Below are 26,113 nucleotides of genomic sequence, written 5' to 3'. Positions count from 1 at the left end.
TTGTGACGACCGCTGGCCGCATCCCGCTGTTCGAGAACGTGCGAGGCATCCTCATCACCCTGGTGGTGATGGGGCATGCGCTCGAGCCCCTGCTCGGCCGGGAGCCGCTCGCGAAGGCGCTCTACTCCGGCCTGTACCTGTTCCACATCCCCGCCTTCGCGTTCCTCTCCGGCCACCTGTCCCGCGCGGACAGCGGGCCCCGCGCGCTGAGCGCCATCGCCTGGGGGCAGCTCGCGCCGCTGGCCGTGTTCCAGGTGCTGTACGTCGCCTTCGACGCGTGGGTGCTCGGCCGGGGCTGGAGTTCCCATTGGCTGGTGCAACCGTACTGGCTGCTGTGGTTCCTGCTGAGCCTCGGGTGCTGGCGGCTGATGCTGCCCCTGCTCCTCCGCCTGCCCAAGCCGCTGATGTGGGCCGTGGCGCTGGCGCTCGTCGCGGGCCTGCTGCCCTGGGTGGGCTACCTGTTCGGCCTGTCGCGGACGTTCGTGTTCCTGCCCTGCTTCGTCGCCGGTCACCTGACGCGAAGGGAGTGGCTGCTGGCCCCTCGAAACACCCGGGGCTGGCGCCTCGTGCTCGCGGCGTCCCTGGCCGCGGCCCTGGGCGCATGCGTCGGGGCGGTGGCCATGGGAGCCCTGCCCGCGCCCGCGCCGCAGTGGCTCTACGGGAGCAGCGGCTACGCGGTGCTCGGCGCCACGGCGCTCACGGGCATGGCGGCGCGCGCGGCGCTCTTCTGCGGTGCACTGGCGCTGACATGGGCACTCTTCACGCTCAGCCCGCGTCAGGAAAGCGCGCTCACGCGGCTGGGTGGACGGAGCCTGGCGCCCTTCCTCCTGCACGGGTTCGTCGTGCGCGCCGCCGAGTACGTGGGCGCGTACGCGCTCCTCCAGGGGCCCGTGGGCGTCGTCCTCGCGTTGGGAGCGGGGGCGCTGCTCACGGTGCTGCTGGGCCAGCCTTCCGTCGTCCAGGCCACGCGCCCGCTATGGGAGCCTCGGTGGCTGTTCCAGCGGAAGCGTGACGCCGTGCCGGGCCTGGGGCGCTGAGCGGGCCTGCTTCTTCCCGCAGTCCGGCTTCACGCCCTTTCGCTTGGCGTAGACGTACGCCTCCATGGCGCGCATCCGCGGGTCACCATCCGCCAGCGGCCCAGCTGCACCTGGTACTTCGGATACGTCTCCGGATGCGTGTTGGACGCGTCCGGGTGGCTCATGTCACAGGAGATGCCCACCGTGCCGCCAATGGCCTGGGCGGCATGGAAGACGCGGTGGCCTTCGTCCACGAACACCACGTCGCCCGCGTGGCAGGCGTTGCAGCGAGCCTTGCCGTTGAAGAGCTTCTCGCCCAGCAGCACCCGCTCTGGCGTGGGCGCGAGGCTGGCTGGGATGGACAGCTTCCACAGCGCCGCGGACACGCCCGGTGGCAGGTCGGCGGGCGGAGGCGCCGCTCCCTTCGCGGCGGCCTGGGTCAGTTCTTTCATAAAACCACCGCTATTCCCGCACCGCGGTCCTGAAATGGCAGACACCTTGCGTGGGCTGCCGAACATCCCGGGCGCGTGCATCTTTCGCGAAAGGAGGGCGTCATGTGGGACCCAGGAGAGCTGCGCGAGGGCATGGCCGTGAGGGACGAACACGGGCGGAGGCTCGGCACGGTGGTGCATATCGGAGACACGCACTTCGAGCTGGAGCAGGGCTGGCCGCCCAGCCGTGACTTCATGGTGAGCTTCCACCTGGTGGCGCGGGTGGACCATGGTGAGGTGTTCCTCCACCCCGGCCATGGCGCCACCGTCCCCACGGAGGATGAGACGCCCGACAGCGGCGCGTACATCTGACGGCTAGCGTCCGGGCAGGCGCAGGTCGCGGGAGATGAAGAGCAACCCGGACGCCGTCGCTGGCGCGAGCACGGCCAGGGCGATGAGGGCCCCGTCCAGCGGGCTCCGGGCGAGCGGCACGTTGTAGGTGACAGCCTGGACGAACGTCAGACACGCGTCCGCCGCCGTCAGCCCGCCCAGCGCCGTGGCCAGGGCGTCCCGCCAACGCCGCACCAACGAGAAGAGTCCCACCGTCAGGCCCACATCGAACACCACCCACGCCCACTGCACCTGGACGGACGGGAACCAGCGCGCCGTGGAGGGCAGCGCCAGCAGCGCGGTCCATGGGACGAGCAGCACGGCGAGCGCGTGCACCAGCAGGCGCGGGCGCCGCAGCAGCGTGGCGATGCCGAAGCGCAACAGGCCGTCCTGCGCGAAGGCCCGCAGCGCGTCGTACACCGCCGCCAGCCCGCCCCGGGGCTCGGGATAGGACAGGTGGATGGGCACCCAGGCGTCGGGGCGGAACTTCCCCTTGAAGGTGCGCAGCCCCTCGAAATCGAAGAGCGGCCGGCCGCACGCCCGCGCCAGTCGCAGCCATGGCCGCACCGGCCCCGCGAGCGGCGCCAGCCCCAGCGTCACGTAGCGCCGCCCGGTGGCGGCCGCCGCGCGCATGGCCGCGTCCACCAGCGCCTCCGCGGTGCCATTGGGCGCCTCCGGGTCCCGGAGCAGGTCCTGGAGGAACCAGCCTTCGCGGGCATAGACAGGCGACACCGACAGGAAGCCCACCACCTCGCCCGCCACCTCGGCGACGAAGGCGTGCCGCTCGCTCGCGAAGGCATGAGGACGAAGCTGGACCAGGAAGCCCATGGGCGCCATGCGACGGGACGCCAGCCAGCGGGCCTTCAGCCGCTCCACCGCTCGCCGCGTGGGGTGCAGCGGGTCCCCCAGCTCCGTGACGGGCACCTCGCGGACCTTCACGCCTCGCGCGCGGGCACGGCGCAGTTGCTCTCGCAGGCTGCGGCTGCCCCGCACCACGTCGTCCCAGTGGACCGGGTCCCAGACGGGCTGCTCGCCGATGGGCAGCGACGCCATGGGGGCCAGCTCCATGAAGCGCGGCTCGGTGGCGAAGAAGCACACGCGCCGGTCCACGGCTCGCGCGGCCACGCGGAAGCCCTCCGCCACCGAAGCCAGCCGCTCCGGCGCGGCAATGGGCACCCCGGCCGCCACCCAGGCACCGCCCGTATCCACGTACGCCACGCACGCGTCGCCCGCCGGGTCGAACCAGTACCGGAAGCCGGGCTGTAGAACCTGGAACGAGGTGGCGTTCCAGCCGTACCGGCGCAGCAGCGCCAGCACCTGCTCGCGTGGCTCCGGGCCAGCCGGGGCCTTCTGTTGAGAACGTCCTTCCACGCGCGGCAGAAGGTATGTGCCCCACCCCGTGGGCCGCAAACGAGAACACGGCCCGTCCTGCCGTGGAACACGTGGCACGTACCACGTGCGTGAGCGGGCGCGATGCGGGGAGGTCTCCGGAGACCGCACGCGCGCACCATCCGACGGTCGAATCGCGCGAGGGCAGGCAGGCACTCGCATCAAGAGAAAGTCGGCCTAACGTGCGGGCCCATTCCTCCACCAGGAGCCCGTGGATTGAAACCTCCCTCGAACGCCGCCTGCGCGCTCGCGATTCTGCTCTCTCCCTGTCTGGCCGCCGCCGATGAAGACAATGCCGGTGGCGTTCGCACCAACACCGCGCGCCTGCTGACGACAGATGCGGCGGAGATCATCGACGCGCCCGTGCTGGGGCTCCAGCGCGCGGCGCTGCCGCTGTTCGCGGGACTGGCCGTGGACACGTCGATGTATGCCAATGCCTTGCTGGCCCCCAACGTGGGGCTGCGCTGGGCGATGGCCGCCGGTCCACACCGCGTCGTCGTGGGAGCGCGCTACACGCACTTCGTGGGCGCGTCCGTCTACTCGGACATCGTGACGTCGGAGGCGGACACGCCGGCGCTCCAGCGCTTCGAGCCCGAGCTGTCCGGCCCGTCCTTCTACGGCGTCTATGGCCTGGCGCTGGGCGCCGTGCTGGTGCAGGGCGAGGCGCGCTACGGGGTCTACACCTCCGACTACCTGGCCTTCACCGGCGCGCTGGCCTTCAACTTCGCGGGCCACTGGTCCGTGGTGGGCGAGGCCGGCGTCCGCGTGAAGGGCGGCGCCACCCTGCGCGCCGCGGCGGGCATCCGCTACGGCGGAGAGCACCTCGGCCTGGGCCTGGGCGCCACCTACGTGGACATGAGCGACCCGGCCCTTCCAGGTGAGAGCCTGCCCGTCCTTCCCGTCGTCGACCTGTCGTGGAGCTTCCGATGATGATGCGCGCCCTGCTGCTTCCCTGTGTGCTGCTGCTGTCCGCGTGCTCGGCGGAGATCGCCATCCAGACGGAGCCCTTCGACCAGGTGGTGCCCGTCACCTCGCTGCTCGAACCCGTCTACGCGGAGGTGGCGCTCGACCTGCCGGAGGAGTCCGTCAACACGCAGGACCTGGACATCATCGTCAACGAGGTCGCCGCCACCCTCGTGGTGGTCAACCCGTCCCCCACGCTCACCGTGCGCACGTCCGCGCGCCTGTCACTCACGGGCAGCGCCACGCCGGACAACCCGCGGCTCTACACGGACTTCAACCGGCCAGCCTATTACGACAGGGCGGCGGAGATCCTCGCAGAGCGGACCTTCCAGCCCGACTCTCGCACGCCGGTGCGCATCGACTCGCCGGCGCTCAAGGAGGCCATTGGCCGGCGGCGCGTCTGGGTCATCGTCAGCAACACGGTGGTCCGCTCCGGCCTCACCCTGCCCCAACTCCCGGCGCAGATTCGCCTGGAGGACATCGTCTTCCAGGCCCTGCTCACCAAGCCCTTCCCCGGGCTGGGCGGCGCGCTGGAGGCCGGCGGCCTGTAGCCAGTCGAGGGCGCGGGTGGGAAGCTTCCGGCTGAACCGACTCGCCCGTGACCTTCGCCTACTACGACACCCTGACCCCTGCCCAGCAGCGCATCTACCGGATGAGTGATTCGGTGAGCGCGCTCCGGCTCCGCGAGCCGCGGACACTGGAGCCCCTGGTGTCCGCGCTGCGCGAAGCCCTGGCCACGGGCAGGCAACCGGAGACCGAGCACGCCACCGCCCGGCTGAGCGACGCCCTCTGCGAGCGGCTGGACCTGTTCGCGCCGCGGGTGGAGGTGCTGGAGGTCCGCCCCTCCTCCACCACCGGCGAGTTGCACGGCATGTACACTCTGGAGCGGGGCCGTCGCCCTCGCATCCAGCTGTGGATGCGGACCGCGAAGCACGCGCGGGTGGTGGCCTTCCGCACCTACCTGCGCACCCTGCTGCACGAGCTGTGTCACCACCTGGACTTTCTTCTGCTGGAGCTGCCCGCTTCCTTCCACACGGAAGGCTTCTTCCAGCGGGAATCCAGCCTCTTCCACCAGCTGGTGCCCCGCCCGGCCCGGCCCCGGCGTTCCGGGGCCAGGAAGGGTGTGACTGCGGACACCCCTGACATAAGTCCAGGCAGGCGGCGGCGCGGAGGCTAGATTCCGCGTCCCTATGGCGCATCCGACCGAAGACAAGAACTTCCGCCTGCCGACCTCCATCCGTCCCCGCCGCTACGCGGCCACGCTGACCCTGGACCTGGACGCGAAGTCCTTCTCCGGCCAGCAGACCATCGACCTGGACGTGGCGGCGCCGTCGAACGAAATCACCCTGCACGGCATCGCCCTGGAGCTGAGCGACGTGACGTTCCGCGCCGGTGGCCAGCAGCGCAAGCCGGCCTCCATCCAGCCCGCGCAGGCGAGCGAGACGGTGGTGCTCCGCTTCGATGAAGCGCTGCCTACGGGCGCCGCGTCGCTGGACGTCGCGTGGACGGGGCGCTTCACGGAGGGGCTGCGCGGCCTGTACCAGGCGGGCAAGGTGGCGGCCACCCAGTTCGAGGCCGCCGACGCGCGCCGGCTCTTCCCCTGCTTCGACGAGCCCGCCTTCAAGGCGCGCTGGGCCCTCACCGTCCGCGTCCCGGCGGGGCTCACCGTGCTGGGCAACGGCCCGGTGGTGAAGGACACGCAGGAGGGCAACCTGCGCGCGGTGACGTTCCAGGAGACGGAGGTGCTCAGCAGCTACCTCATCGCCCTGGTGGTGGGTCCGCTGGTGGGCACGGACGCGCAGGACGTGCAGGGCGTGCCGGTGCGGACCTGGGCGCTGCCGGAGAAGGCGCACCTGACGCGCTTCGGCCAGGACGTGGCGCTGGCGGTGCTGCCCAGGCTCCAGGACTACTTCGGGCTGCCGTATGCCTTCACCAAGCTGGACCAGGTGGGCATCCCCGACTTCGAGGCCGGCGCCATGGAGAACGCCGGCCTGATTACCTACCGCGAGGTGGCGCTGCTGCTGGACCCGGCCACCGCGCCGCTGTCGGTGAAGAAGCGCGTGGCGGAGGTGGTGACGCACGAACTGGCGCACCAGTGGTTCGGCAACTGGGTCACCATGGTGTGGTGGGACGACCTGTGGCTCAACGAGGCGTTCGCCACGTGGATGGCCTTCAAGATTGTCGACCAGTGGCGCCCCGAGTGGCGCATGTGGCTGGACTTCGACGCGCACCGCGCCAGCGCGCTGCACCTGGACGCGCTCAAGTCCACGCACCCCATCCACGGCGAGGTGCGCAACGCGGGCGAGGCCGGTGAGAGCTTCGACGCGATTACGTACGAGAAGGGCGGCGCGGTGCTGCGGATGATTGAGGGCTTCCTCGGGGAAGGCCCCTTCCGCGAGGGCATCCGCCAGTACATGCGCAAGCACGCGCGCGCCAACGCGGTGAAGGAAGACTTGTGGAACGCGCTGGGCGACGCCGCGAAGCAGCCGGTGGAGGAGCTGGCCACCGCGTGGGTGGGCCAGAGCGGCTTCCCGTTGGTGACGGCGACGCTGGACGGGCGCGGACTGTCGCTGTCGCAGCGGCGCTTCTACAGCGAGCCCGGTGTGCAGAGCAGTGAGGTGTGGCCGGTGCCGGTGGTGCTGCGCTACGAGGACAGCACCGGCGTGCGCGAGCAGCGCGTGCTGCTGCGGGACGCCCAGGCCACGGTGAAGCTGGAGGGCGAAGGCGAGGTGAAGTGGCTGACGGCCAACGCGGGCTCCACCGGCTTCTACCGGGTCGCCTACGACAAGCCGGGCCTGGCGAAGCTGGCGACGAACCTGAAGTCGCTGGCCCCCTCCGAGCGCACCGCCCTGCTGGCGGACCAGTGGGCGCTGGTGCGCGCGGGCCAGGCGTCGGTGGCGGACCTGCTGGACCTGGCGGGCCGCTTCGGTGACGAGGAGGACGACTCCGTCCTGGATGAGTTGGTGGGCCGGCTGGCCTACGTCGAAGGCCGGCTGACGGACGGCGAGGACCAGGTCCGCTTCCGCGCGTGGGTGGAGAAGCTGCTGGGGCCGGGGCTGAAGAAGCTGGGCTGGCAGTCCGCGCCGAACGAGGCGGACCGGGTGAAGCTGCGGCGCGCGTCGCTGGTGCGCGCGGTGGGTGGCCTGGCGCGCAGCCAGGACGCGCTCGCCGAGGCCCGGCCCCGCGTGGAGCGCATGCTCCAGGGACAGCGGGACGCGCTGGAGCCCAACCTGCTGGACGCCGCGGTGGGCATGGTGGCGCGCGCGGGCGACGCGGCGCTCTTCGACACCTTCCTTCAGAAGATTCCGTCCGAGCCCGACCCGGCCACGCAGCGCCGCTACCTCATGGCGCTCACCGCCTTCGAGGCCCCGGAGCTCACGGAGCGAGCGCGCGGGCTGCTCTACACGGACACGGTGAAGACGCAGGACGTGGCCAGCTTCGTGGCGGGGCTGCTGGGCAACCGCGTCGGCCGCGACGCGTGGTGGGCGCAGATGCGCACGCAATGGAAGGACGTGGTGGCCCGCACCGGCGGCGCCCCCATGCTGCTGCGCCGCATCGTCGAGGCCATGGGCATGCTGCGCACGCGCGAGCACCTGGAGCAGATGCGGGCCCTGCTCGAGGCCCAGCCCATCCCCGAGGCGCAACAGGCCACGGCGCAGACACTGGAGCGGCTGTCCCAGGATGTGGCGCTGCGTGAGCGCTGCATGCCCGAGGTCTCAGCCTGGTTGAAGCGCCAGCCGTGAAGACGACGCTGACAGAAGCGAGCCTCTCGGGTGTGCGGGAGGCCCTGCGGCAGGCCAACGCGGGGTTCGAGCGCGCCTACCCGGGGGACTCGACCCAACGGCAGCCGGTGCACGTGGTGTACGGCGGCGCGCACCTCTTCCGGGCGGAGACGGCCCGGAAGCTGGGCGGCATCGCGCTGAACACGCTCAAGTCGTACGCACCGGATGCGCCCGTGCTGGCCCACGGGCTGGGGCTGCCCCAGCGCGGCCGCTTCGCCCAGCGCGTCTACGCGCGCGTGGTGGCCAAGCTGGAGCACGAGCCGGTGGAGGACCTGCGCATCGACTTCGAGGATGGTTACGGGCACCGCTCCGACGCGGAGGAGGACGGGCACGCCGTGTCCGCCGCGGAGGAGATGGCGCGCGGGCTGGCCCTGGAGCTGCTGCCGCCCTTCATCGGCATTCGGGTGAAGTCCTTCACCGAGGAGCTGTTCGACCGCGCCACGCGCACGTTGGATTTGTTCCTCACCACGCTGCTGGAGCGCTCGGGTGGGAAGCTGCCGCGCGGGTTCGTCGTCACGCTGCCCAAGGTGTCGCTGCCGGAGCAGGTGGCGGCGCTCGCTCGCGTCCTGGAGGTGCTGGAGACGCGGCACGGGCTTCCGGTGGGCACCGTGGGCATCGAACTGATGGTGGAGACACCCCAGGCGCTCTTCGACCCGCAGGGCCGGCTGCACCTGCCCACGCTGGTGGCCGCGAGCGCGGACCGCTGCACCAGCGTCCACCTGGGCGTGTACGACTACACCGCCGCGCTGGGCGTCAGCGCGCATGCGCAAACGATGCGGCACCCGGCCTGCGACTTCCTGCGGGACTTGGTGCAGGTGTCGCTGGCGGGCACGGGCATCCGGCTGGCGGATGGCGCCACCAACGTCATGCCGGTGCCACCGCATCGGGTGAAGCAGGACGAGCCGCTGCTGCCCACCGAGCGCCGGGAGAACATGGAGGCGGTTCACCGGGTCTGGCAGTTGTCATACCGGCACATCCGGCACTCGTTGGAGCGGGGCTGGTACCAGGGGTGGGACTTGCACCCGGGCCAGCTCCCCGTGCGCTACGCGGCGGTGTATGCGTTCTTCCTGGAGGGGCTGGACGCGGCCTCGCGCAGGCTCAATGCCTTCATGGAGAAGGCCGCGCAGGCCACGCTGGTGGGAGACGTCTTCGACGACGCGGCCACCGGGCAGGGCCTGCTCAACTTCTTCCTGCGGGGCCTGAGCTGCGGAGCCCTCACCCAGGACGAGGTGCTGGCCGCGGGCCTCACGATGGAGGAGCTGCGCAGCCGCTCCTTCCGCGACATCGTCGCGTCACGCCGCGCCCGGGCCACTTCCGGCTAGGCCGCGGCTCCAGGCTTCGTCATGCGACGTCTCGCGCTCCTGCTGTGCTTCTCCTCCGCCTGTGCCGGGCCGTCCGTGACGACGGTCCGGCCGGAACCCTCCGTTCCGCAAGCGCCCGCCGCACCAGCAAGGCCCCCACCCACGCCATCCGGCCCTCTCGCGCGCGAGTTGGCTCCGCTGCCCAGGCAGCGCGTGACGTCCACGGAGGGCATCTTCACCGCCGAGGTCGAAGCCGTGGCGGCGCCCAAGCTGACGCGGCACGAAGGCTCCACGCGCCTGGAGGTTCCCCTGGGCACGGAGGCGCCGCTGAGCTGCTTCGTGTACGAGCGCCCCATCGACGCGGCGGGCGCGGTGCTCGCGGTGGCGAAGGCGGTGCAGGGCAACAAGGGCGTCACCGTGCGGAGCCTGACTCCCACGGACGTCTCCGTCGTCGCGAGTGCGCCGGTCATGTTCGTGGACGTGGACTATGAAGTGGCCACGTCCGGCGACAGTGTGGGTGTGGGCAGGCTGAAGCTGATGGTGAGCGCGAGCCCCGAGCTGCCCCTGCTCTGCGCGCATGACGAGCCCGGCTACGCGCGCACCTTCCAGCGCATCACGACGGGCCTGGCCTCCACGCTCCAGGTGCCGGGCCATCCTCGGGCGCCCGCGCCCATGGCGGAACTTCGGGTGCTGAAGCTGGATGACCGGCTCGCGGGCTTCGACTGGCGCATCGGGCGGAACTTGGAAGCGGGTGCGCAGCGCACGGAAGCCTCCTTGAGCTTGCTGCTACCAGGGGCCTCGAATGGCCCACGCGCGGAGGACCGCACCGTCACCACCATCACGGATGACGCGGGCGAACTATTGGAGCAGCGCCACGCCCATTCCGAGAACGGCAACCTCACGCTCCAGGTGACGCTCCGGCGCGAGCGGCCACCCAAGTCCCCTCCGCGCGAGACGCCCAGCCGGGTGTACCGCTATGAGGGGCGACAGGGCACCCGACCGCTGAAGGGGACCTTCACCTCGAAGCGAGGACTCGCCACCGAGGCGATGGTCCGCATGGGCGTGCGCGAAGGGCTGCTCACGGGCGAAGCGTCCGAAGTGTTCTTCGACGTCTACCGTCCGGCGGAGCTGCTCTCCGGGCCCACGGAGGTCGTGCTGCGCAGGACGCCCTCCGCCGGGCCACGAGCCCTGACCGTCATCATGGGTGCAACCCGCGAGGAGGCACGGGCCAACGCGAGCGGCGCATTCGAGTGGACCGAGCGCACCCTCCCGGAGGGCCGCCTCACGTCCGAACTCGTCCACGACAGCCCGCCGCCCTGAGCGCGGCCCCTCACCTCACCAGAGCATGTCCTGGTCCTCGGTGACGCCGGGGACGTTGGACAACTCCAGCGTGCGGCTTCCCACGCGCACCGTGCCGTTGAAGAAGCCCACCGGCTGCGCGAAGTGGCTCACGACGAGGCGCAGGTTCCGGTCCTCGCGGTGCACATGAAGGGGCTGGAAGCGCAGGTCCACCGCGCCATCCACCGTCGCCAGCCGCCACGGCGCCATCAGGTCCTTCGCGTCGTATTCGAAGCGGGCGCGCGCCAGCGGGTACAGCTTGTCCCCCAGCCACAGCGCGTTCTCGTTGGCGTCCGCGTTGCCCTCGTTGAAGCCCTCCACGAGGTTGATGCCCACCGGCGTGCCATCCGCCAGTCGCCCCGACGCGAAGGCCCAGCGCCACGCGGTGTGCCGCGCCAGGTAGCCCTGCGTGTAGTCCATGCCGCCCACGCCGCCGTCCAACCGGAAGCGCTTCCCGCCCGCCTCCAGGCTGCCGAAGGTGAGCAGGCCATTGCTCTTCATGGTGACGTTGACCAGCCCGTCACCCTCCACTGGCGCCACCACGGTGAGCGCGGGCGGGCCGCCGGCCACCATCATGTCGCCCTCCCACTGGAAGGACTGGAGGCTTCCAGTGCGCAGCCGGCTGACGTCCACCGCCACCCGGTAGCGCTCGTCGTCCTCGCCGCGCTGCACCGACAGCCGTCCGCCCAGCGTGCGGAAGGAGGCCTTGAGGCCCTGACCCGGCTTGTCGCCCAGCACCACCATGGGGCCGGGCGTGCCCAGGAAGCTCACGTCACACAGCGGCTTGCGCTCACGCAAGTCCAGGGCCACCGCGAAGGCGCTCGACGTGTAGCCCAGGTCCACCACCGCGAAGAGCGCGGCGACCTCGGGCGTGGCCGCGAAGGTGTAGTGCCAACGCTTGCGCTTCAGCAGACGCGTGGTGCGGCCCGGGGCCCACTGCCCTCGCAGGCGCGGCAGGTCCACTTCGGGCAGCTCACCCTGGTAGGTACCGAATCGGGGCTCCCCCCCGGAGGTGGCCACGGACACTGGCGCGGGAGGGAACAAGGCGTCTTGCTCTGGCTTCATCTGGCCCCATTGGAAGGCAAAGGCGCGTGGCTGTCATGTCAGGCCGCCGCCCAGGCGCCACCCGCCGACAGTGGCACCTGAGAGGTTGTGCGGAGCGTAACGCAACAGCGGCGCGATGGGGACCCTCGTCAGCCCCGGCCGAAGACGATGCGCTCCTGGGACAACAAACGCGCGGTGACCGCCAGCGACACCACCGTGAGCAGGATGCTGGACGCGCCCGCGATGAGGAACGGCAGCGCGCCCAGCGGCTCACCGCGCATCACCTCGCCCGCGAGCACCTCCTGGCCCAGCACCGGCACCGCGAACATCCACATCTTCGGCTGGAGCGGCGACAGCGCCAGCACCATGCCCGGCAGCATGGGCACCACCATCAGGAGGGACAGGTACGTCTGCGCTTCCTTGAAGGAGCGTGCATAGGTGGACACCCACACCTGCACGGCGGAGACGGCCAGGGCCAGCGGCAGCACGGCGGCCGCCATGCCCAGGGCGGCGGGCGCGTCGAAGCGGGCCTTCACCCCCAGGTCCTCCAGAGGCACGCGCCGCACCACCAGCATGTAGGCCACCACCGTAATCAGCACCGCCGCGACGGCCATGACCACGGTGGCCAGCCACTTGCCCGTCACCACCGCGCTCCGGGGCGCCGGGTTGAGCAGCAGGGGCTCCAGCGAGCCGCGCTCGCGCTCACCCGCCATGGCGTCGCTGGCCACCTGCATGCCGCCCGCGAAGGCGGCGATGACCAGGAAGAGCGGCACCATGTTGAGCAGCCCCGCCGCGGTGCGCTCCGGCGTGGACAGGTCCGCCTCCTGCACCCGCACGGGAATGGCCAGGTCCGGCGAGACGCCCCGCGCGTAGAGGCGCTGGTTGCCCAGCATGTGGGCGTACGCTTCCAGCAGCCGCCGCGCGCGCAGCACCGACTGGCGCGCGGACTGGCGCGAGCTGTCCACCACGAGCTGCACCTCGGCGGTGCGCCCGGCGGAGTACGATTCGGCGTAGTCGTCCGGCACCACCAGCACCGCGTCCAGCGAGCCCGCCCGGATGCGCGACTCGTAGTCCTCCGGCGCCGCTTCCAGCTGCGCTCCGTAGCGCTCCAGGAAGGCCATCAGGCTGGGGGCATGCTCCCGCCCCACCACCGGCAGCGCCAGCGGCCGGTCCTGCCGGTACCAGGAGGCCAGCAGGTTGAACATCACCATGAACACGACGGGGCCAATCAGCGGCCACATCAACGAGGTGAGCACCGAGCGCCGGTCGCGCAGGTGGTCCTTCAGCTCCTTGCGGAAGACGGAGAAGGACAGCCCGCTCATTGCATCAACCCCTGGTCCGTGCCGATGGTGGCCACGAAGGCCTCCTCCAGGCTGTCCTTTCCGGTGCTCGCGCGCAGCGCATCCGGTGTCCCGTCCGCCACCACCCGCCCGTGCGCCACCACCACGATGCGGTCACACAGCGCGGCCACTTCCTGCATCACGTGACTGGAGAACACCACGCACCGGCCCTCATCCTTCAGCCGCCGCAGCAGCGTGCGCACCGAGCGCGTGCTCATGACGTCCAGCCCGTTGGTGGGCTCGTCCAAGAGCACGTTGCGAGGCCCGTGCACCAGCGCCCGCGCCATGGCCACCTTCACGCGCTGGCCCTGGCTGAAGCCCTCCGTGCGGCGGTCCGCGATGTCCCGCATGTCCAACAGGTCCAGCAGTTCATCCACGCGCTTGTCCAGCGTGGCGCCGGACAGGCCGTGCAGCTCACCGTAGTAGCGCGCGTGCTCGCGGGCCGTGAGGCGCGGATAGAGGCCACGCGCGTCCGGCAGCACGCCCAGCGCCCGCCGGGCCTCCTGCGGCCGCTGCACCACGTCCACGCCGTCCACCAGCGCGGTGCCGCGGTCCGGCCGCACCAGCGTGTAGAGCATGCGCATCGTCGTCGTCTTGCCAGCGCCGTTGGGGCCCAGCAGGCCGGTGATGACGCCGTCCTCCGCCGTGAAGGACACGTCCTCCACCGCCGTCACCTTCTTGCCAAAGCGCTTGTGCAGGTTCCTGGCTTCAATCATGGCGCGCGCGTCCTCAAGGCACCGGGCCGGCGAAGGAGGTGAAGAAGGGAGGACGGGTGAGGTTGGTGCCGCACGCGGACGACAGCCCCTCCACGCTCCCTTGGGTCAGCAGGTCCAGCATCAGCGTGCGCGCGCAGTCCGCGCCAATCGTGTTGTGGCCCACGCCGGGCACCACCACGTGCAGGCTGTTGGAGAGCGTGCGCTTCGCCTCCTCGGCCCACGCGGGCGGCGTCACCGGGTCCAGCTCGCCCGACAAGAGCAGCGTGGGCACCGACGACACCACCGGCTCGCGGTAGCCCTGGGGCAGGCTCCCACGCGGCCAGTCCGCGCAGACGGAGAGGACTTCGCGGCCCATGGTCGGACCGAACCAGGTGCCCTGCGACTCGCGCACCAACGCCGCCTCGTCGTAGAAGGGCGCGTCCTCCGCGCACACGACGGCGAAGTAGAGACCATGGCTCACCGTGCGTCCCAGGTTCTCCGTCAGGCCCACGCTGAGCGCGACGAAGGGAGACCAGTCTCCCTGCGTGGCCCGGTCCAGCATCAACGGCACCAGGGAGGACATCTCCGGGCTGTAGAGCTGCGCGAAGAGCTGCGACAGGAAGGCGCGGCGCGACAGGACGACCTCCTCCAACACGCCGGTGCGCGGGTGCGCCACCTGGGTGCGCGCGGGCGTGGTCTCCAGCGTCGTCAGCAACGCCTCCGTCCTGGGCCGCAGGTTCGGATACGCCTGGGTGCACGCCGCGTCCGCCTCGCAGTTCGCCAGCAGCCGGTCCAGCGCCTGCTGCGCGTCGCGGGGCGCGAACAGCGGCAGGTACAACCCCATGGGCGCCACGCCGTCCAGGATGGCGGTCCGCACGCGCTCCGGGTGCTGCCGCATGTACACGAGCGCCGCGCGCGTGCCGTAGGACACGCCCCAGAGGTTGAGCTTCTCGTAGCCCAGCGCCTCGCGGACCTCGTCCAGGTCATCCATGGCCACGGGCGTGGTGTAGTGCCGCACATCGGCGTCCCAGCCCTCTCGGCACTTGCGCACCTCCTCCGCCGCCTTGCCTTCCTCGAGCCGCGCGGACAGGCCCTCTTCCGGTGAGTCCGTCTTGCAGTTCAGCGGATTCGAGTCCCCCGTGCCTCGCTGGTCCACCAGCACGATGTCGCGCTTGCGGCGGATGCGCTCCACCGCCATCAACACCTGCGTCGAGCGCGACGCGGCCTGGCCCGGGCCTCCCGCCAGCAGCACCAGCGGATCCGGCTGCGGCTGCGCGGCCAGCGCCGGCACCACCACCACGCGCAGGGGAATCTTGCGGCCCGTGCGCGCCGCCCGGTCCTCGAAGACCTCATAGGTCCCACACTGGGCCTGCGTGGCCAGCCCCTCCAGGCGGCAGGGCTTCAACGACAGCGTTCGCCGCTCCGCGGGGTCCTGGCTGCTCTTGGAGCAGGACAGCGATGCCGCAGCCAGCAGCCCCAGGGCCAGCAAGGCGCGCCAGGGCGGAAGATGGGAGGAGATGTGTGCACGGACCCCGGACAAGGGTGCCTCCATCTGGGTACGGGAGGCTCCCCACATAGCACCTCCCACGGCATTGGATTGAATCCCGCGCGGAGAAGGGGCGTCCGGTGATACGCCCATGCCCACCATGAAACGTGCCCTTCTCGTCCTGGCCGTCCTTGGACTCACCACGCTCAGCGGCTGCGCCGCCTTGCAGAAGATGCTGAAGGGGGCTTTCAAGAAGCCCACCCTCTCCTTCAAGACGGCCCGGCTCGCGGATGCGTCCTTGTCCGACGCCACCATCAACCTGGTCTACGAGCTGAACAACCCCAACGGCTTCGGGTTGAACCTGGCCGAAGTGGACTACGCCTTCTTCGTGGAGGGCAAGCAGGTCGTGGCCGGCAAGCCGCGCTCGGGACTGGCGCTCAAGGCCAATGGCAAGAGCGAGCTCGTCTTCCCGGCCAACGTGAAGTTCGCGGACGTGGTCCCCGTGCTGGAGACCTTCCTCAAGCAGGACAAGGCCGCCTTCAGGGCGCAGGGCACGCTGGGCGTGAAGACGCCCCTGGGCGTGCTGAGCTTCCCGCTGGCGAAGGAGGGCACCTTCGAGGTCCCCAAGATTCCGCAGGTGTCCTTCCAGGCGCCGCGCATCAAGGACATCACCCTGACCGGCGCCACCGTGGAATTCCCGTTGTCGATCACCAACCGCAACAGCTTCCCGCTGCCGGTGGCCGGCATCACCGGCGCGCTGAAGGTGGCGGGCGCGGATGTGGGCACGCTGTCCACCGGCAACCTGGGCAAGCTGGACGGCAGCGGGACGAAGCAGGTCACCCTGCCCCTCACCATCAGCTTCGCTCGCGCGGCGAACGCGGCCCTGGCCCTGCGCTCGGGCGGAAATGCGCAGGTCCGCCTGGACGGCAAGCTCACCTCGGAATCCCAGAGCGTTCCCCTGAGTCTCAATCAGCTCGTCAATTTCGTTAAGTGACGCCTGCCTGCACTGCGGGCAGGGGGAACTGAACACAGGGTTGTCCCAGGGCGCCTCAGACGTTACGGTGGGGCGTCCTTGCCGCTTTTCCAAGGTCGAGACACACATGCGCCGCATCCTCTTCAAGTCGAAAATCCACCGCGCGACCGTGACCCAGGCTGACCTGGATTACGAAGGGTCCGTCACCATCGACCGCGACCTGCTTCGCGCCGCCGACATCGTGGAGAACGAAAAGGTCGCGGTCTGGAACATCACCCAGGGCACGCGCCTGGAGACCTACGCGCTGGAAGGTGAGGCCGGCAGCGGCGTCATCTGCATCAACGGCGCGGCGGCGCACCTGAACAAGCCGGGCGACCTGGTCATCCTGGCCACCTTCGCGGAAGTGGAGGAAGCCGAGGTGGCGAACTGGAAGCCCACCGTGGTGTTCGTGGACAAGGACAACCGCGTGGTGCCCGGGCAGACGAAGGAGATTCCGGGCCCGCAGCGCCGCTCGGCCTGACGTCCCGCGCCGCGGCGGTCCGCTGGCTGCTTTGCCCCATCGAACGCCTTTTGCCATGCTCCACCCTTCCTTAAAGGGTGGGGTCGTGAGCCCCGAGGAGTCGATACGATGAGGCGGTCGTGGGTGAGCGCTGGCGCGCTCTCGCTGGTGCTGACAGGTTGTACGGGCACGGGGGCCTTCCGTCCGGATCCGAACAACGACGACCCGCTCTACGGGGTCATCCCTGTCGTGAAAGCGCCACCACAGAACCGGTGCGCTGCGCTCGGCACGTCCTCCGCGCGGGGCTCGTGTGACGACGCCCTCTATCTGGCCACCGAGTACACCCGTCGGCTTTCGGTGGGTGATGAAATCTGCCTCGAGGGTGGCTACGGCGAAGACCCGGGCTCGGCGTGCAAGGCGCGCGCGGCCATCATCGACACCTCGCCCAATCAGGTGAAGCTGGAGGTGCGCGGTCCGAAGCCGGACTCGCGCTGGTTCAACGTGGAGATGCGGCACGCCTGGTACGAAGAAGGCGCGCTGGTGGACCTCTACCTGTCCGAGCGGGGTTATTGAGGGATGGGTCTCTACGACAGCGTGGCCGAGCGGCTGGCCTTCATGAAGAAGATGACTCCGGCGGAGCTGAAGAAGCTCGGCTCGGCGCGGCTGTCGGACATCGTCCTCCAGGAGGTGGCGCGCTCGCGTGTGCGCATCGCGACCCTGGAGAAGCGCTACCCGCAGGCGCCGCCGCGGGAGCTGGCCCAGCGCATCGTGGACGAAAAGAAGAGCCTCGCCAGCATGGTGGGCGGGGTGAGCGGGGTATTCGGGCTGGTGGCGTTGCCGGCGGACCTGCTCTTCATGGCGTACCTGCAAATCATCCTGCTCACGGACGTGGCCACCCTCTACAAGGTGAACCTCAAGACGGAGCGGGCGCGCGGGGAGATGCTGGACTTGTTCGGCTACGCCAACGGCCTGGGCCCGCTGCCTCGCGCGAGTCCCAAGGTGCTGGGAAAGCTGGCCGCCATGCTGCTGGAGAAGGGCGGCATGCAGACGCTGGGGCGGGCCATGCCGCTGGTGGCCGCGCCCGTCACCGCCTACTTCAACAACCAGCACATCCAGATGGTGGGCGAGCAGGCCGTGCGCTTCTACGAGGGCTTCGACAAGGCCCACGCCAAGGCGAAGGCCCAGCGCAAGAAGGCCAGCGGCGCCTGACGGACCGCGCCCCGCACATTTCTTTCGGTGGGTCCGATATGCCTTCCGTGCCGGACCGTTGATCGCCCTGGTGGGGCCTTTGCCCCCTTGGAAGACGGGCGGTCATCGGGACTCCTTGGCCGGAGGGACGATGACGCCCGAGAGACGGAGGCGACCAGGATGTCCGAGCTCTCGGCGGAAGTGCGGGTGCAGGTGGCGCGGCTGAGGAATCTGCTCATCGACGTAGCGCGCTGCGGTGCGTTGGGCAGCCCCCTGGGTGCCCTACCCCATACCGAGCTGGACCCGATGGAGGTCCAGGCCGTCTGGTGGCTGAAGGCGGAGAGCCTCCTTCCCGTCAACGTCCTCGCGGATCGGCTGGGCGGCATTGCCCCACCCCGGCTGAGCCGGCTGCTGGACCGGCTGGAGGCCGCGCAGCTCGTCCAGCGCGAGCGCTCCGTGCGGCATGACCGGCGGCGCGTTCGGGTGAGGCTCACGGAGCAGGGGCGCGCCCTGGCGGAGCAGGCGGACTCGGTGGTCCAGGAGCGCATGGCCCGGCTGCTGATGCCGTTGGAGGGCGAGCAGCGCAGCGCGCTGATGGACCTGTTGGAAGGGTGGGTGGAGGCCCTGGGCGGCAAGAACCGCGCGCCGGAGCCGGCCACCGAAGGGGGCGAGACGGATGCCCCGGTGGCCGAGGAGTTGGAGCCCGCCGCGGCGCCCAGGCGTACTCACACGGAGCTGATGGCCATCACCGCCAACGCGGCTTGAGTGTTGATGGTCTTCAGAAGGCGCGGGAATCTGGTCTCCCCGGGTTGAGGAGTTGACTTCGAGCCAATGCGCTCCAGCACTGGCCGATGGCCTCATGCAGTCGCGGGCTCCCCGAGTCACAGGGGCGCCGTCAGTCGCCGAGCGGGGAGAGATTGCCCATCACGCAGTGGGGCACGGCGAGCTCCGACCTTCCTTCAGCCGCACTCTGTTCACAGGCTGACGGCGAGCTGCCTTTCCTGGTTCAGAACGCGCGGCCTCGTCCGCGCGCTCTCCAGCTAGCGGCAGCGATTGCCACCGCATTCACTGCAATGACGCTCACGCGCCGACAGGTCTGGCGCCCATCCAGCTCACGCAGCGCTCCGCCCCCGCACGCTACGACGCGAGCGTGAGGTTCATGGCTGCGTCCCATCATTCAGAGAGTACTAGCGCTCGCAGGTCCAGAATGTGCTGACCAGCCTCCTTCCAGCGCGTTCCCGGGCGCTTCATGCGCAGAGCGGCCAACGACTTACCTGTGGCCTCGACGCTGCGGCTGCCGATAGGCAACCCCCTCGCTCGTGCCACGGCGTCGTGCATCAACTCGCCGTGGTTTTCCATGTAGGTGATTGCTTCGTGCACCGGCCGCCGGTCGCCGCGGACGACGTCCCGCCTTCCGCAGGCGTGCAACGCACTGACGAGGGTCCACACCGCGCCGGGCATTTTGACCAGCGACAGTTTCGATTTCTCACACAGCACGCGGGCCTGCTCTTCCCCTGCCCCCACGAGCGCCGCGGCCCCGAGCTTCTCCATCAGGTGCCAAGAGTCCACCAGACGCACCCCCTTCTTAGCCGCGGAAGCATGGGCTGCGAGGGTTTGGTCCAGCAAAGATCGCGGTTCGGGAGTGCCATCGGTGAGGGCGGCAACGTGTAGGGCGGACTTCCTGGAGGCCAGCGCCTGGACGTCACGGGCCAGGCGCTCGGCCAATTCATGAGCGTCGCCCAAAGCCATCCATATCAGCGTGAATTCAATTCGGGGCCAATCCTTCACACCGAGCACGCCTTATGCACTGCGAGTCAGCCCAGGCCTGTAGGGTTGCGACGTAGCTACAAGTGAGGTGGTTTGAATCGCTGCGCGCCCTGGGGTAGTTCAGCCTCCGCGAAGGCCGAAAGCCTTACCCATTCACGTTGTCCATCCAGCGCCCTATCGTTGCGTTTCAAAGAGGGGGAGTCTCCATGAGTCACCTGTTACCTTTGCACGTCACCTCCCTCGATGTGATGCTGGAACCTCTTTGGGAGAGTCACCTGGGGCGCATCGTCGGGACGGACGGCGAGGGGCGGCCCGTGGTGGACTTCGACGGCAATCCCGTGGGCCCTCGCGTGGCACGCAAGGCTGTGCGGTTGGACGCAGAGGGAACTCGGGCTGCCGTCGAGTCACGTCAGCCAGTGGAACTCCGCTTCGAGGAGGGAGACCCGCGGCTTCCCATCATCACCGCCCTGCTGCCCGTTGCTCCTCGGACCTTACATTCGGATGCAATTCCGGGCGCGCGGGTTGAGGCCGCCGAGTCGCCCACTCACGTCATCCAAGGCCGGGACGGGCTCGTGCTGCGCTGCGGGGACGCTGCCGTCACCCTGCTGCGCAACGGGAAGGTCTCCCTGCAGGGAACGTCCGTCGAGACTTCGGCGGAGGGCACCGTGCGCATCAAGGGCATGGCGGTTCAAGTCCACACGCAGGGTGCGCTGGGCGCCCGTGGGGGCCAGGCCGATGCAGAAAGCCATCCAGCGGAATGTCTCCGCACTGGCGACGGCACGGCGGACATCCAGGTCATCCAAAGCAGGGAGAGCCTCGTCCTACGGTGTGGCAGGGCGCGCCTGACGCTCCTGCGCAACGGACGAATCCTGCTGGAGGGGACCTACGTGGAGACGTGCGCTGAGGGCGTCGTCCGTCTCCAGGGCGGCTCCATCCAAATCAATTAGGGGGCGTGCCATGGTGTTGGAGGACGTGCTGGAAGAGCACCTGGACGAGGCAACTTTCAGGTGGCTGCAGTGGGAGCGAGTTCTGGAGGCTCCGGACTTCACCCTCTCGGACGTGGCGAGACAGGAGGAGCAGCTGGCGGCACACCTGCATGGACTGGTGCTGGGCGGCGCGGAGGCCGCCGATTCCTTGCTCTGGCCCGCCCTGGACTCCGGAGAAGCAACGCGAATCACCGCTGCCGCCTATGCGTTGCTGGGCCAGGGACACGTCCAGGCCCTCCTCAACTTCATGGCCGGTGACGCGCTCGAGGCGAGGGCGGCTGTCCGACGCGCGGTGGAGCTGACTGCGGCCCCCAACGTGGGTGAGCACCTGTTGCCGCTTCTGAGGCGGGATGACGTCTCCCTTCAGGCCCAGCTTCTGGAGGCGATGGCCTTCCGCCACGAAGCGCCTCCTGAATTGCTTGCGGAGTACTTCCTCCACGATGAGCCGCAGGCGCGGATGGCGGCGTTGCGCGCCAGCCCGCCTCTTCCCGAGGCCACCCTGCGCCGGCTCCTCCCAGGACTCCTGGAGTCCGGGCACCCGGGGATTCGCGCCGCGGCGATGGAGGCTGGCCTCACCTCGGGCGCGCGGGTGGCCTGGGAGGCCTGCCGTCAGGCGGTGCGCGCGTGCAATGCCCACACGCCCCAGGCCATGGTGCTGCTCGCCCTTTTCGGCGCCGACACCGACACGGCCCTGCTGGTGGACATGTTGGGGGCGCGGGACATGCGCCCGCATGTACTCTGGGCCCTGGGCTTCAGCGGGCGCCGCGGCGCCATGGAGGCCTGCCTCGCGCTTCTGGAGGACCCCCTGGTGGCACGGCTGGCGGGGGAAGCCTTCTCGGCCATGACGGGCCTCCAGCTAGAGGGCCTCTATGCCCTCCCTCCCGGAGAGCAACCCGAAGGAGCACCGCTGCCACCTGAGTTCCAGGAAGACCTGGACGCCGACCTAGTGCCCAGACCCGAGGATGACCTGCCCTGGCCGTGCATCGGTGCGGTGAGGTACTGGTGGAAGGAGGCTCGTCCTCGCTTCCATGCTGAGCGCCGCTACCTGAACGGCCAGCCTCTTGAGGGGCCCGTGTTACTGGAGTCCCTCACGCACGGCCCCATGCGGCGCCGGCACGTGCTGGCGCGCGAGTTGGCCATTCGCAGCAAGGGCCAGCACCGCATTCCTACCCGGGCCTTCACCCAGCGCCAGTGGGCGGCATTGGCCCAGGCCCGCGTGGCCTGCGCGCAACTGAGACTCTTACCCATGGAGCGCACGCTGCGCTGACGCGAGGACCGCCATGCAAATCAGCGAGAACACCACGGGCATGTCCGCGGGCCTCACCGTGGCGACGGACGCCCTGGCCCGCGAGCACTGCGTCGTCGCCGTCAAAGGCACCTTCCTCATGGACAGCCGCGGCGAGCCCAAACTGGCGGAAGTGCAACGTCCTGTGGCGTACACGGACGAGCACCAGGGGGCCCCCGAAACAACGAGCCTCCTCCGGGAGAATGACTTCGCATTGACGAAGCCCCTGGTAGACCTCCTCGTGCAGGGCCATGCCGTCGCGCCCCACGGGCGCGCGACGGAAGCGATGCTGGTGCGGGTGGAGATGCCGGGCCGTCACAAGGACCTCCGCGTCACGGGAGACCGCCACTGGGACAAGGGGATGATGGGCGTGAAACCCACGCCTCCCAAGCCCTTCGTCCGCATGCCCCTTCGCTACGAACTCGCCTTCGGTGGGGTAGACACCTCCCACCCGGAGCCGAAGCACCACGGTGCGGAGCTGCGCAACCCGGTGGGCCGCGGTTTCCGGCAGAACCCTCGTGTCGCGGATGCGGTAGGGACGCCGCTGCCCAACCTGGAGCACCCCCGGCACTTCCTCGACAGGTGGGATGGGAAGACGGTGCCGGTGGGCCTGGGGCCAGTGGGCCGTGGTTGGCAGCCTCGCCTCGCCCACGCCGGCACGTATGACGAGCGCTGGCTGGCGGAGGACTACCCCTTCCTCCCTCGGGACTTCAACCCGCGCTACTTCCAGTGCGCGCCCGAGGACCAGCAACTGCCGACCCTGCGAGGGGGTGAGGTGTTCCGGTGCCTGGGCCTGGCCGAGTCCGGCCCCTGGATGGTGACGCTGCCGCGCCTCCATGTGCCAGTGGCCTTCCGCTTCCGCGAGTCCGACGTCAGCACGGAGGCACGCCTGGACACGGTGGTACTCGATGCGGATGCCCGCGAAGTGGTGGTGACGTGGAGGGCCTGCGTACCGCTGGGCAAGAAGCTCTCCCACCTTCGCGAGGTGCAGGTGGGACTGCCACGCCCGAGCGTGAAGGAGGGGCCGGTGAGGTACCTGCGCGGCAAACCCTACTTCCGGGGGCTGGGCGCCCTGGTCTCATGGAGGCAGCGCACGCGGCGGCCGGGAGAGCCGGCATGAGCGCCACGCCCCTGTACATCGCCGCCGCGGGCATGGCCTGCCCGCTGGGCCTGAGCGCCGAGTCGGCCGGGGCCGCCCTGCGTGCGCGGATGAACCGTTTCAAGAGGAGCCGCTACCACGACGACGACGGGGCGCCCATGGTCCTCTCGGAGGTGTCGACGCTCGCCCCCGAGTTGCGGCGCGAGGAGCGCGTCCTGGGACTGCTGAGCATGGCGGTGGCAAACGCCGTGAGGGGCCTGGAGGAAGTCGAGCTCGCCCACCTGCCCTTGCTGGTGGGCACGTCAACCCCGGAGCGCCCAGGCGGTGTCCCGGAGGTGTTTCCCCGGGCACTCGAGCACCTTCACCAGGCACACGGGCTTCGCCTGGAGGGCACCCTGTCTCGAAGCCTGGCCTTGGGGAATACGGCGGGACTGCGGGCGCTGGCCGAAGCCCGGCTCCTGCTGGCCCGTCACCCGTGGCTTCCCGGCTGCCTGGTGGCCTCGGTGGACACCTTCATCAACGCCCCGAGTCTCGACGGACTGCTTCGACAGGGGAGGCTGCTGCGCCCGGACAACTCGGATGGAGTGATTCCCGGGGAAGCCGCCGCCTGCCTCCTGGTGACGCGCAGTCCTCGTCGCGACGACGCATACCCGCTGCGACTGGCGGGCCTCGGCTTTGGACAGGAGCGGGCCACGCTGCAGTCGGATGAACCGCTGCGCGGGTTGGGGCTGGCGCAGGCCTACCGAGAAGCCCTGGCCGAGGGTGGTGTGGACATGGCCGAGGTGGACTTCCGCGTCGCTGACGCCTCCGGAGAGGGCTATGGCTTCAAGGAACTCTCCCTGGCCCTCTCTCGGCTGCTGCACACGCGCAGGGAGTCCACGCCGCTGTGGCTCCCGGCGGAGTCCCTGGGGGAGACAGGGGCGGCCTCGGGCCTGGTGGCCCTGGCCTGGGCCTCGGTGGCCATGCGCCACGGGTATGCGCCCGGCCCCCGGACCCTCATCTCCACGTCCGACTTGGCCGGGGGGAGAGCCGCGGCACTGTTGCGCGGTCCTGACACGTACACTCCACGAGGGATGCCCTGATGAAGGTATTCGCCGATGGCAACGAGGTGGCCTGCGCTGACGGGGACGGGAAGGTGGTGGCGGCCTTCCCGGACGTGTGCATGAGCCCTCCCCCACCGCCAGCGGGGCCGGTGCCGGTGCCCTACCCGAATACGTCCTTCTCCCGGGACATGAAGCAGGGCAGCAAGCGTGTCACCATCAACGGCAAGCCCGTCATGTTGCGAGACCAGTCCTATTACGCGACGTCCCCGCTGGGGAACGAGGCCGCCACGCGCAACTTCGGAGCGGGCCTCATCTCCCATCAGATTACGGGGAAGACCCACTTCATCTCATGGTCGATGGATGTCCATTTCGAGGGCAAGAATGTCCCGAGACATATCGACCTCACGACCTCCAACCACGGCAGCAACGCGAACAACGCCGTCCCCTCCCCCAACCTCGCGCAGGGTGCCACGAGCAGCCCAGGCCAGGCCACCTTCAACGCCTGCCCGTGTTGCAACGGGCCGCTCCACGAGAATCAGAAGGACCCGGTGACCGGCCAACCCTTCGAGACAGTGCCGGAGATGGAATTCTACGGGCGTATCGCGCAATACCGGATGAGTCGACGTGCGGAGATGCAGGGCATTCTCCAGCAGGTCGCGGAGGGCAGGATGCCGATGCCCCCCTGGGCAAACAAGCTCGACGCGAAGTCCGGCCTTCCCGTCAAGGACAACATCATCCGCATGGGAGACGAGTGCGAGCGCGACTTCAAGAAGCTCCAGGAGCTCCGACAGAAGCACCCCGACTGCCCCAACGTGCACAACCCTCCGGACCAGGGGTGTGGTGTCCACTTCAAGGTTCTGCAGCCTGGGCTGGCAGGAAACACCAAGGACGGTGGACGCTGGGATTCAGCCCGAATGCAATCAATCGAAGATTGGCGCCTGAAGGGGCATGCCATCCCCAGGAACGACAAAATAAACCACATGACCCCGGCGGATGCCGGCGGATGCCCCTACTCGGTTCAAAACCTCGTTCCCACTAGCGTCCTCAAAGGTGACTGCCTGGAAATTGAAGATACCCAGACTCGCCTTCAGAACATGATGCCTCCCAAGAACGACGAACGTAAGCTGCTTTTTCGGTGAGTCCATGCGCCCTTCCTATCTTCGGCACAGCTTTCTCCCTTGGGGTCATGGTCTACATTTCGCAAAGCCACCACCGCCCGACGTCGCGGACCCGCGTCACCTCGCCAGTGATGATCCCTGGCGTGTAATTCCTTGTGTCCTGGCAAACCTCCAGCAAGGCAGGTTCGAAGTCTCTCGGATGCTCGTCAGACTGATGCATCAGGAACGGGACGCGGAGCTCTGGAACGTCTGTGCGACGCTCCTATCCTACGCCGCCCCCTACTCCGTCATACGTGAGATTGAAGCCTCCTCCGAGGAGTTGCTGAAGTCTGATGAACATAGTCCATACACCCGACGTTACTTCTGCGAGATCCTTTCACGCTCGGCCGGCGTGTGGGGCGTGCCCCACTTGATTCGCCATTATCGGGAACTGAAGGACCGAAAAGTTGAATCCGAAGTGGAATACTACATTTCACTGATGCTGGAGCCCGAGCCGGGGGCAATTTGGCACGGCCCCCGGGTTGTGTGGGAATCCAACGAATTGCCGCCCCCCTTCGAGGAGTCCACGCCATTGTTCATGAAGGAGGAGTACCTCAACCTGGTCGAAAGCACATTCCAGGAGGTTGTTTCCACCCAGAAGCTCTTCGAGCAAGATGCGCTTTGGGAGGGGGGACGCTTGGATATTGGGGCTGTCGCACAGCGCCTCCTGACACGGGTTCGCACTTGTATACACCCGGACCGCATCGAGGTAGGGCGTATGCTCCTCGAAGGCACCACAGGATTGGATTTTCGCGGATTCTTCGATGGCTCTGGCCGACTGCAGAACCTCACTGCGGCTGCAATTATCGAGGAATTCCTCGAACGGGGGGATGCCGACAAGTATCAGCCCGGTGTCCGCTACTTCTTTGGCCATCGAATCCCAGATTGAATGCGCCTGGTCGTAAGCGCCGCACGGTGGGATTCCCCAGACGCGTCGGCGC

At 69.3% G+C, this 26,113-nt stretch carries 25 protein-coding genes and 1 pseudogene; 19 read left to right on the top strand and 7 right to left on the bottom strand.

Annotated elements, in window-relative coordinates; genetic code table 11:
• Positions 1–2: 2 nt before the first annotated feature.
• On the top strand, positions 3–1,037 hold the full coding sequence (locus HNV26_RS00610; protein WP_171441098.1) for an acyltransferase family protein: 1,035 nt from the start codon (positions 3–5) through the stop codon (positions 1,035–1,037).
• A gap of 29 nt (positions 1,038–1,066) precedes the next feature.
• On the opposite strand, the gene HNV26_RS38845 is transcribed toward HNV26_RS00610, so the two are convergent.
• Positions 1,067–1,468 carry a hypothetical protein gene (locus tag HNV26_RS38845; protein ID WP_216611688.1) on the bottom strand — a complete coding sequence of 134 codons (402 nt, stop codon included), beginning with the start codon at positions 1,466–1,468 and terminating at the stop codon, positions 1,067–1,069.
• A 102-nt stretch (positions 1,469–1,570) separates the two neighbouring features.
• Between HNV26_RS38845 and HNV26_RS00600 the strand changes: the two genes are divergently transcribed.
• Positions 1,571–1,819 carry a DUF2171 domain-containing protein gene (locus HNV26_RS00600; RefSeq protein WP_171441097.1) on the top strand — a complete coding sequence of 83 codons (249 nt, stop codon included), beginning with the start codon at positions 1,571–1,573 and terminating at the stop codon, positions 1,817–1,819.
• Positions 1,820–1,822: 3 nt separating this feature from the next.
• On the opposite strand, the gene HNV26_RS00595 is transcribed toward HNV26_RS00600, so the two are convergent.
• Positions 1,823–3,208, bottom strand: coding sequence for a phosphatidylglycerol lysyltransferase domain-containing protein (locus tag HNV26_RS00595; RefSeq protein WP_171441096.1), 1,386 nt, complete (start codon positions 3,206–3,208; stop codon positions 1,823–1,825).
• 234 nt (positions 3,209–3,442) lie between these two features.
• Between HNV26_RS00595 and HNV26_RS00590 the strand changes: the two genes are divergently transcribed.
• The 6 genes from HNV26_RS00590 to HNV26_RS00565 all read left to right on the top strand — a co-directional run bounded on the left by HNV26_RS00590 (position 3,443) and on the right by HNV26_RS00565 (position 10,592).
• Positions 3,443–4,156, top strand: a complete 714-nt coding sequence (locus HNV26_RS00590; RefSeq protein WP_171441095.1) for a hypothetical protein — start codon at positions 3,443–3,445, stop codon at positions 4,154–4,156.
• Complete coding sequence (locus HNV26_RS00585; RefSeq protein WP_244171514.1) at positions 4,153–4,740, top strand: hypothetical protein; 588 nt, start codon at positions 4,153–4,155, stop codon at positions 4,738–4,740. The genes HNV26_RS00590 and HNV26_RS00585 overlap by 4 nt, the downstream gene beginning before the upstream one ends.
• Before the next feature lie 47 nt (positions 4,741–4,787).
• A complete protein-coding gene (locus tag HNV26_RS00580) occupies positions 4,788–5,366 on the top strand; it encodes a Wss1p-related putative metallopeptidase (RefSeq protein WP_171441094.1) in 579 nt (192 codons plus the stop codon).
• A 13-nt stretch (positions 5,367–5,379) separates the two neighbouring features.
• Positions 5,380–7,932 carry a M1 family metallopeptidase gene (locus tag HNV26_RS00575; protein WP_171441093.1) on the top strand — a complete coding sequence of 851 codons (2,553 nt, stop codon included), beginning with the start codon at positions 5,380–5,382 and terminating at the stop codon, positions 7,930–7,932.
• Entirely contained in the window at positions 7,929–9,293 is a 1,365-nt protein-coding gene (locus HNV26_RS00570) for a DUF6986 family protein (RefSeq protein ID WP_171441092.1), read from the top strand. Before HNV26_RS00575 ends, HNV26_RS00570 begins: the two co-directional genes overlap by 4 nt.
• A 192-nt stretch (positions 9,294–9,485) precedes the next feature.
• Positions 9,486–10,592 carry a hypothetical protein gene (locus HNV26_RS00565; RefSeq protein WP_366816711.1) on the top strand — a complete coding sequence of 369 codons (1,107 nt, stop codon included), beginning with the start codon at positions 9,486–9,488 and terminating at the stop codon, positions 10,590–10,592.
• Positions 10,593–10,607: 15 nt separating this feature from the next.
• On the opposite strand, the gene HNV26_RS00560 is transcribed toward HNV26_RS00565, so the two are convergent.
• The 4 genes from HNV26_RS00560 to HNV26_RS00545 form a co-directional block, all read right to left on the bottom strand.
• A complete protein-coding gene (locus tag HNV26_RS00560) occupies positions 10,608–11,675 on the bottom strand; it encodes a DUF2804 domain-containing protein (protein WP_171441090.1) in 1,068 nt (355 codons plus the stop codon).
• Between the two features lie 128 nt (positions 11,676–11,803).
• Positions 11,804–12,976, bottom strand: a complete 1,173-nt coding sequence (locus HNV26_RS00555; RefSeq protein WP_171441089.1) for an ABC transporter permease — start codon at positions 12,974–12,976, stop codon at positions 11,804–11,806.
• The gene (locus HNV26_RS00550) at positions 12,973–13,710 is read right to left on the bottom strand and encodes an ABC transporter ATP-binding protein (RefSeq protein WP_141253215.1); all 738 of its coding nucleotides are present in this window, start codon (positions 13,708–13,710) and stop codon (positions 12,973–12,975) included. Before HNV26_RS00550 ends, HNV26_RS00555 begins: the two co-directional genes overlap by 4 nt.
• 13 nt (positions 13,711–13,723) lie before the next feature.
• On the bottom strand, positions 13,724–15,241 hold the full coding sequence (locus HNV26_RS00545; protein WP_171441088.1) for an alpha/beta hydrolase: 1,518 nt from the start codon (positions 15,239–15,241) through the stop codon (positions 13,724–13,726).
• Positions 15,242–15,326: 85 nt separating this feature from the next.
• Between HNV26_RS00545 and HNV26_RS00540 the strand changes: the two genes are divergently transcribed.
• The 5 genes from HNV26_RS00540 to HNV26_RS00520 all read left to right on the top strand — a co-directional run bounded on the left by HNV26_RS00540 (position 15,327) and on the right by HNV26_RS00520 (position 18,600).
• Complete coding sequence (locus HNV26_RS00540) at positions 15,327–16,169, top strand: LEA/WHy family protein (protein ID WP_171441087.1); 843 nt, start codon at positions 15,327–15,329, stop codon at positions 16,167–16,169.
• Between the two features lie 106 nt (positions 16,170–16,275).
• Entirely contained in the window at positions 16,276–16,668 is a 393-nt protein-coding gene (gene panD / locus HNV26_RS00535) for an aspartate 1-decarboxylase (RefSeq protein WP_011556755.1), read from the top strand.
• Positions 16,669–16,776: 108 nt separating this feature from the next.
• Positions 16,777–17,220 (top strand): hypothetical protein, encoded by a 444-nt coding sequence (locus tag HNV26_RS00530; protein WP_011556756.1) that lies wholly within the window; start codon positions 16,777–16,779, stop codon positions 17,218–17,220.
• A gap of 3 nt (positions 17,221–17,223) precedes the next feature.
• Positions 17,224–17,856 (top strand): EcsC family protein, encoded by a 633-nt coding sequence (locus HNV26_RS00525; RefSeq protein WP_171441086.1) that lies wholly within the window; start codon positions 17,224–17,226, stop codon positions 17,854–17,856.
• 159 nt (positions 17,857–18,015) lie between these two features.
• Positions 18,016–18,600 carry a MarR family winged helix-turn-helix transcriptional regulator gene (locus HNV26_RS00520; RefSeq protein WP_171441085.1) on the top strand — a complete coding sequence of 195 codons (585 nt, stop codon included), beginning with the start codon at positions 18,016–18,018 and terminating at the stop codon, positions 18,598–18,600.
• A 411-nt stretch (positions 18,601–19,011) separates the two neighbouring features.
• Here the strand turns inward: HNV26_RS00520 and HNV26_RS00515 are convergent.
• A pseudogene (locus HNV26_RS00515) lies at positions 19,012–19,584 on the bottom strand (ISKra4-like element ISMfu2 family transposase); the annotation flags it as partial.
• Between the two features lie 266 nt (positions 19,585–19,850).
• Between HNV26_RS00515 and HNV26_RS00510 the strand changes: the two are divergent.
• The 6 genes from HNV26_RS00510 to HNV26_RS00485 all read left to right on the top strand — a co-directional run bounded on the left by HNV26_RS00510 (position 19,851) and on the right by HNV26_RS00485 (position 26,061).
• Positions 19,851–20,549 (top strand): DUF6484 domain-containing protein, encoded by a 699-nt coding sequence (locus HNV26_RS00510; RefSeq protein ID WP_171441084.1) that lies wholly within the window; start codon positions 19,851–19,853, stop codon positions 20,547–20,549.
• Between the two features lie 10 nt (positions 20,550–20,559).
• Positions 20,560–21,855 carry a TIGR02270 family protein gene (locus HNV26_RS00505; protein ID WP_171441083.1) on the top strand — a complete coding sequence of 432 codons (1,296 nt, stop codon included), beginning with the start codon at positions 20,560–20,562 and terminating at the stop codon, positions 21,853–21,855.
• A 13-nt stretch (positions 21,856–21,868) separates the two neighbouring features.
• Positions 21,869–22,993, top strand: coding sequence for a DUF2169 family type VI secretion system accessory protein (locus tag HNV26_RS00500; protein ID WP_171441082.1), 1,125 nt, complete (start codon positions 21,869–21,871; stop codon positions 22,991–22,993).
• Positions 22,990–24,054 carry a hypothetical protein gene (locus HNV26_RS00495; RefSeq protein WP_171441081.1) on the top strand — a complete coding sequence of 355 codons (1,065 nt, stop codon included), beginning with the start codon at positions 22,990–22,992 and terminating at the stop codon, positions 24,052–24,054. Before HNV26_RS00500 ends, HNV26_RS00495 begins: the two co-directional genes overlap by 4 nt.
• Positions 24,054–25,154, top strand: coding sequence for a PAAR-like domain-containing protein (locus tag HNV26_RS00490; protein WP_171441080.1), 1,101 nt, complete (start codon positions 24,054–24,056; stop codon positions 25,152–25,154). The genes HNV26_RS00495 and HNV26_RS00490 overlap by 1 nt, the downstream gene beginning before the upstream one ends.
• A 178-nt stretch (positions 25,155–25,332) precedes the next feature.
• Positions 25,333–26,061: a hypothetical protein gene (locus tag HNV26_RS00485; RefSeq protein ID WP_171441079.1), complete on the top strand. Its 729-nt coding sequence runs from the start codon at positions 25,333–25,335 to the stop codon at positions 26,059–26,061.
• Positions 26,062–26,113 lie beyond the last annotated feature (52 nt).

The sequence above is a fragment of the Myxococcus xanthus genome (genome assembly GCF_013116825.1).
Taxonomy (GTDB): domain Bacteria; phylum Myxococcota; class Myxococcia; order Myxococcales; family Myxococcaceae; genus Myxococcus; species Myxococcus xanthus_B.
The sequence above is the reverse complement of the archived record's forward strand: the minus strand, read 5'-3'. Positions and strand labels throughout refer to the sequence as shown.

Coding starts and splice junctions, on each gene's coding strand:
- HNV26_RS00560 (WP_171441090.1), bottom strand. CDS start 11,675: ATGAAGCCAGAGCAAGACGCCTTGTTCCCTCCCGCGCCAGTGTCCGTG.
- HNV26_RS00540 (WP_171441087.1), top strand. CDS start 15,327: ATGCCCACCATGAAACGTGCCCTTCTCGTCCTGGCCGTCCTTGGACTC.
- HNV26_RS00585 (WP_244171514.1), top strand. CDS start 4,153: ATGATGATGCGCGCCCTGCTGCTTCCCTGTGTGCTGCTGCTGTCCGCG.
- HNV26_RS00555 (WP_171441089.1), bottom strand. CDS start 12,976: ATGAGCGGGCTGTCCTTCTCCGTCTTCCGCAAGGAGCTGAAGGACCAC.
- HNV26_RS00520 (WP_171441085.1), top strand. CDS start 18,016: ATGTCCGAGCTCTCGGCGGAAGTGCGGGTGCAGGTGGCGCGGCTGAGG.
- HNV26_RS00600 (WP_171441097.1), top strand. CDS start 1,571: ATGTGGGACCCAGGAGAGCTGCGCGAGGGCATGGCCGTGAGGGACGAA.
- HNV26_RS00490 (WP_171441080.1), top strand. CDS start 24,054: ATGAAGGTATTCGCCGATGGCAACGAGGTGGCCTGCGCTGACGGGGAC.
- HNV26_RS00525 (WP_171441086.1), top strand. CDS start 17,224: ATGGGTCTCTACGACAGCGTGGCCGAGCGGCTGGCCTTCATGAAGAAG.
- HNV26_RS00510 (WP_171441084.1), top strand. CDS start 19,851: ATGCTGGAACCTCTTTGGGAGAGTCACCTGGGGCGCATCGTCGGGACG.
- HNV26_RS00545 (WP_171441088.1), bottom strand. CDS start 15,241: ATGGAGGCACCCTTGTCCGGGGTCCGTGCACACATCTCCTCCCATCTT.
- HNV26_RS00575 (WP_171441093.1), top strand. CDS start 5,380: ATGGCGCATCCGACCGAAGACAAGAACTTCCGCCTGCCGACCTCCATC.
- HNV26_RS38845 (WP_216611688.1), bottom strand. CDS start 1,468: ATGAAAGAACTGACCCAGGCCGCCGCGAAGGGAGCGGCGCCTCCGCCC.
- panD (WP_011556755.1), top strand. CDS start 16,276: ATGCGCCGCATCCTCTTCAAGTCGAAAATCCACCGCGCGACCGTGACC.
- HNV26_RS00550 (WP_141253215.1), bottom strand. CDS start 13,710: ATGATTGAAGCCAGGAACCTGCACAAGCGCTTTGGCAAGAAGGTGACG.
- HNV26_RS00485 (WP_171441079.1), top strand. CDS start 25,333: ATGCTCGTCAGACTGATGCATCAGGAACGGGACGCGGAGCTCTGGAAC.
- HNV26_RS00495 (WP_171441081.1), top strand. CDS start 22,990: ATGAGCGCCACGCCCCTGTACATCGCCGCCGCGGGCATGGCCTGCCCG.
- HNV26_RS00505 (WP_171441083.1), top strand. CDS start 20,560: ATGGTGTTGGAGGACGTGCTGGAAGAGCACCTGGACGAGGCAACTTTC.
- HNV26_RS00530 (WP_011556756.1), top strand. CDS start 16,777: ATGAGGCGGTCGTGGGTGAGCGCTGGCGCGCTCTCGCTGGTGCTGACA.
- HNV26_RS00500 (WP_171441082.1), top strand. CDS start 21,869: ATGCAAATCAGCGAGAACACCACGGGCATGTCCGCGGGCCTCACCGTG.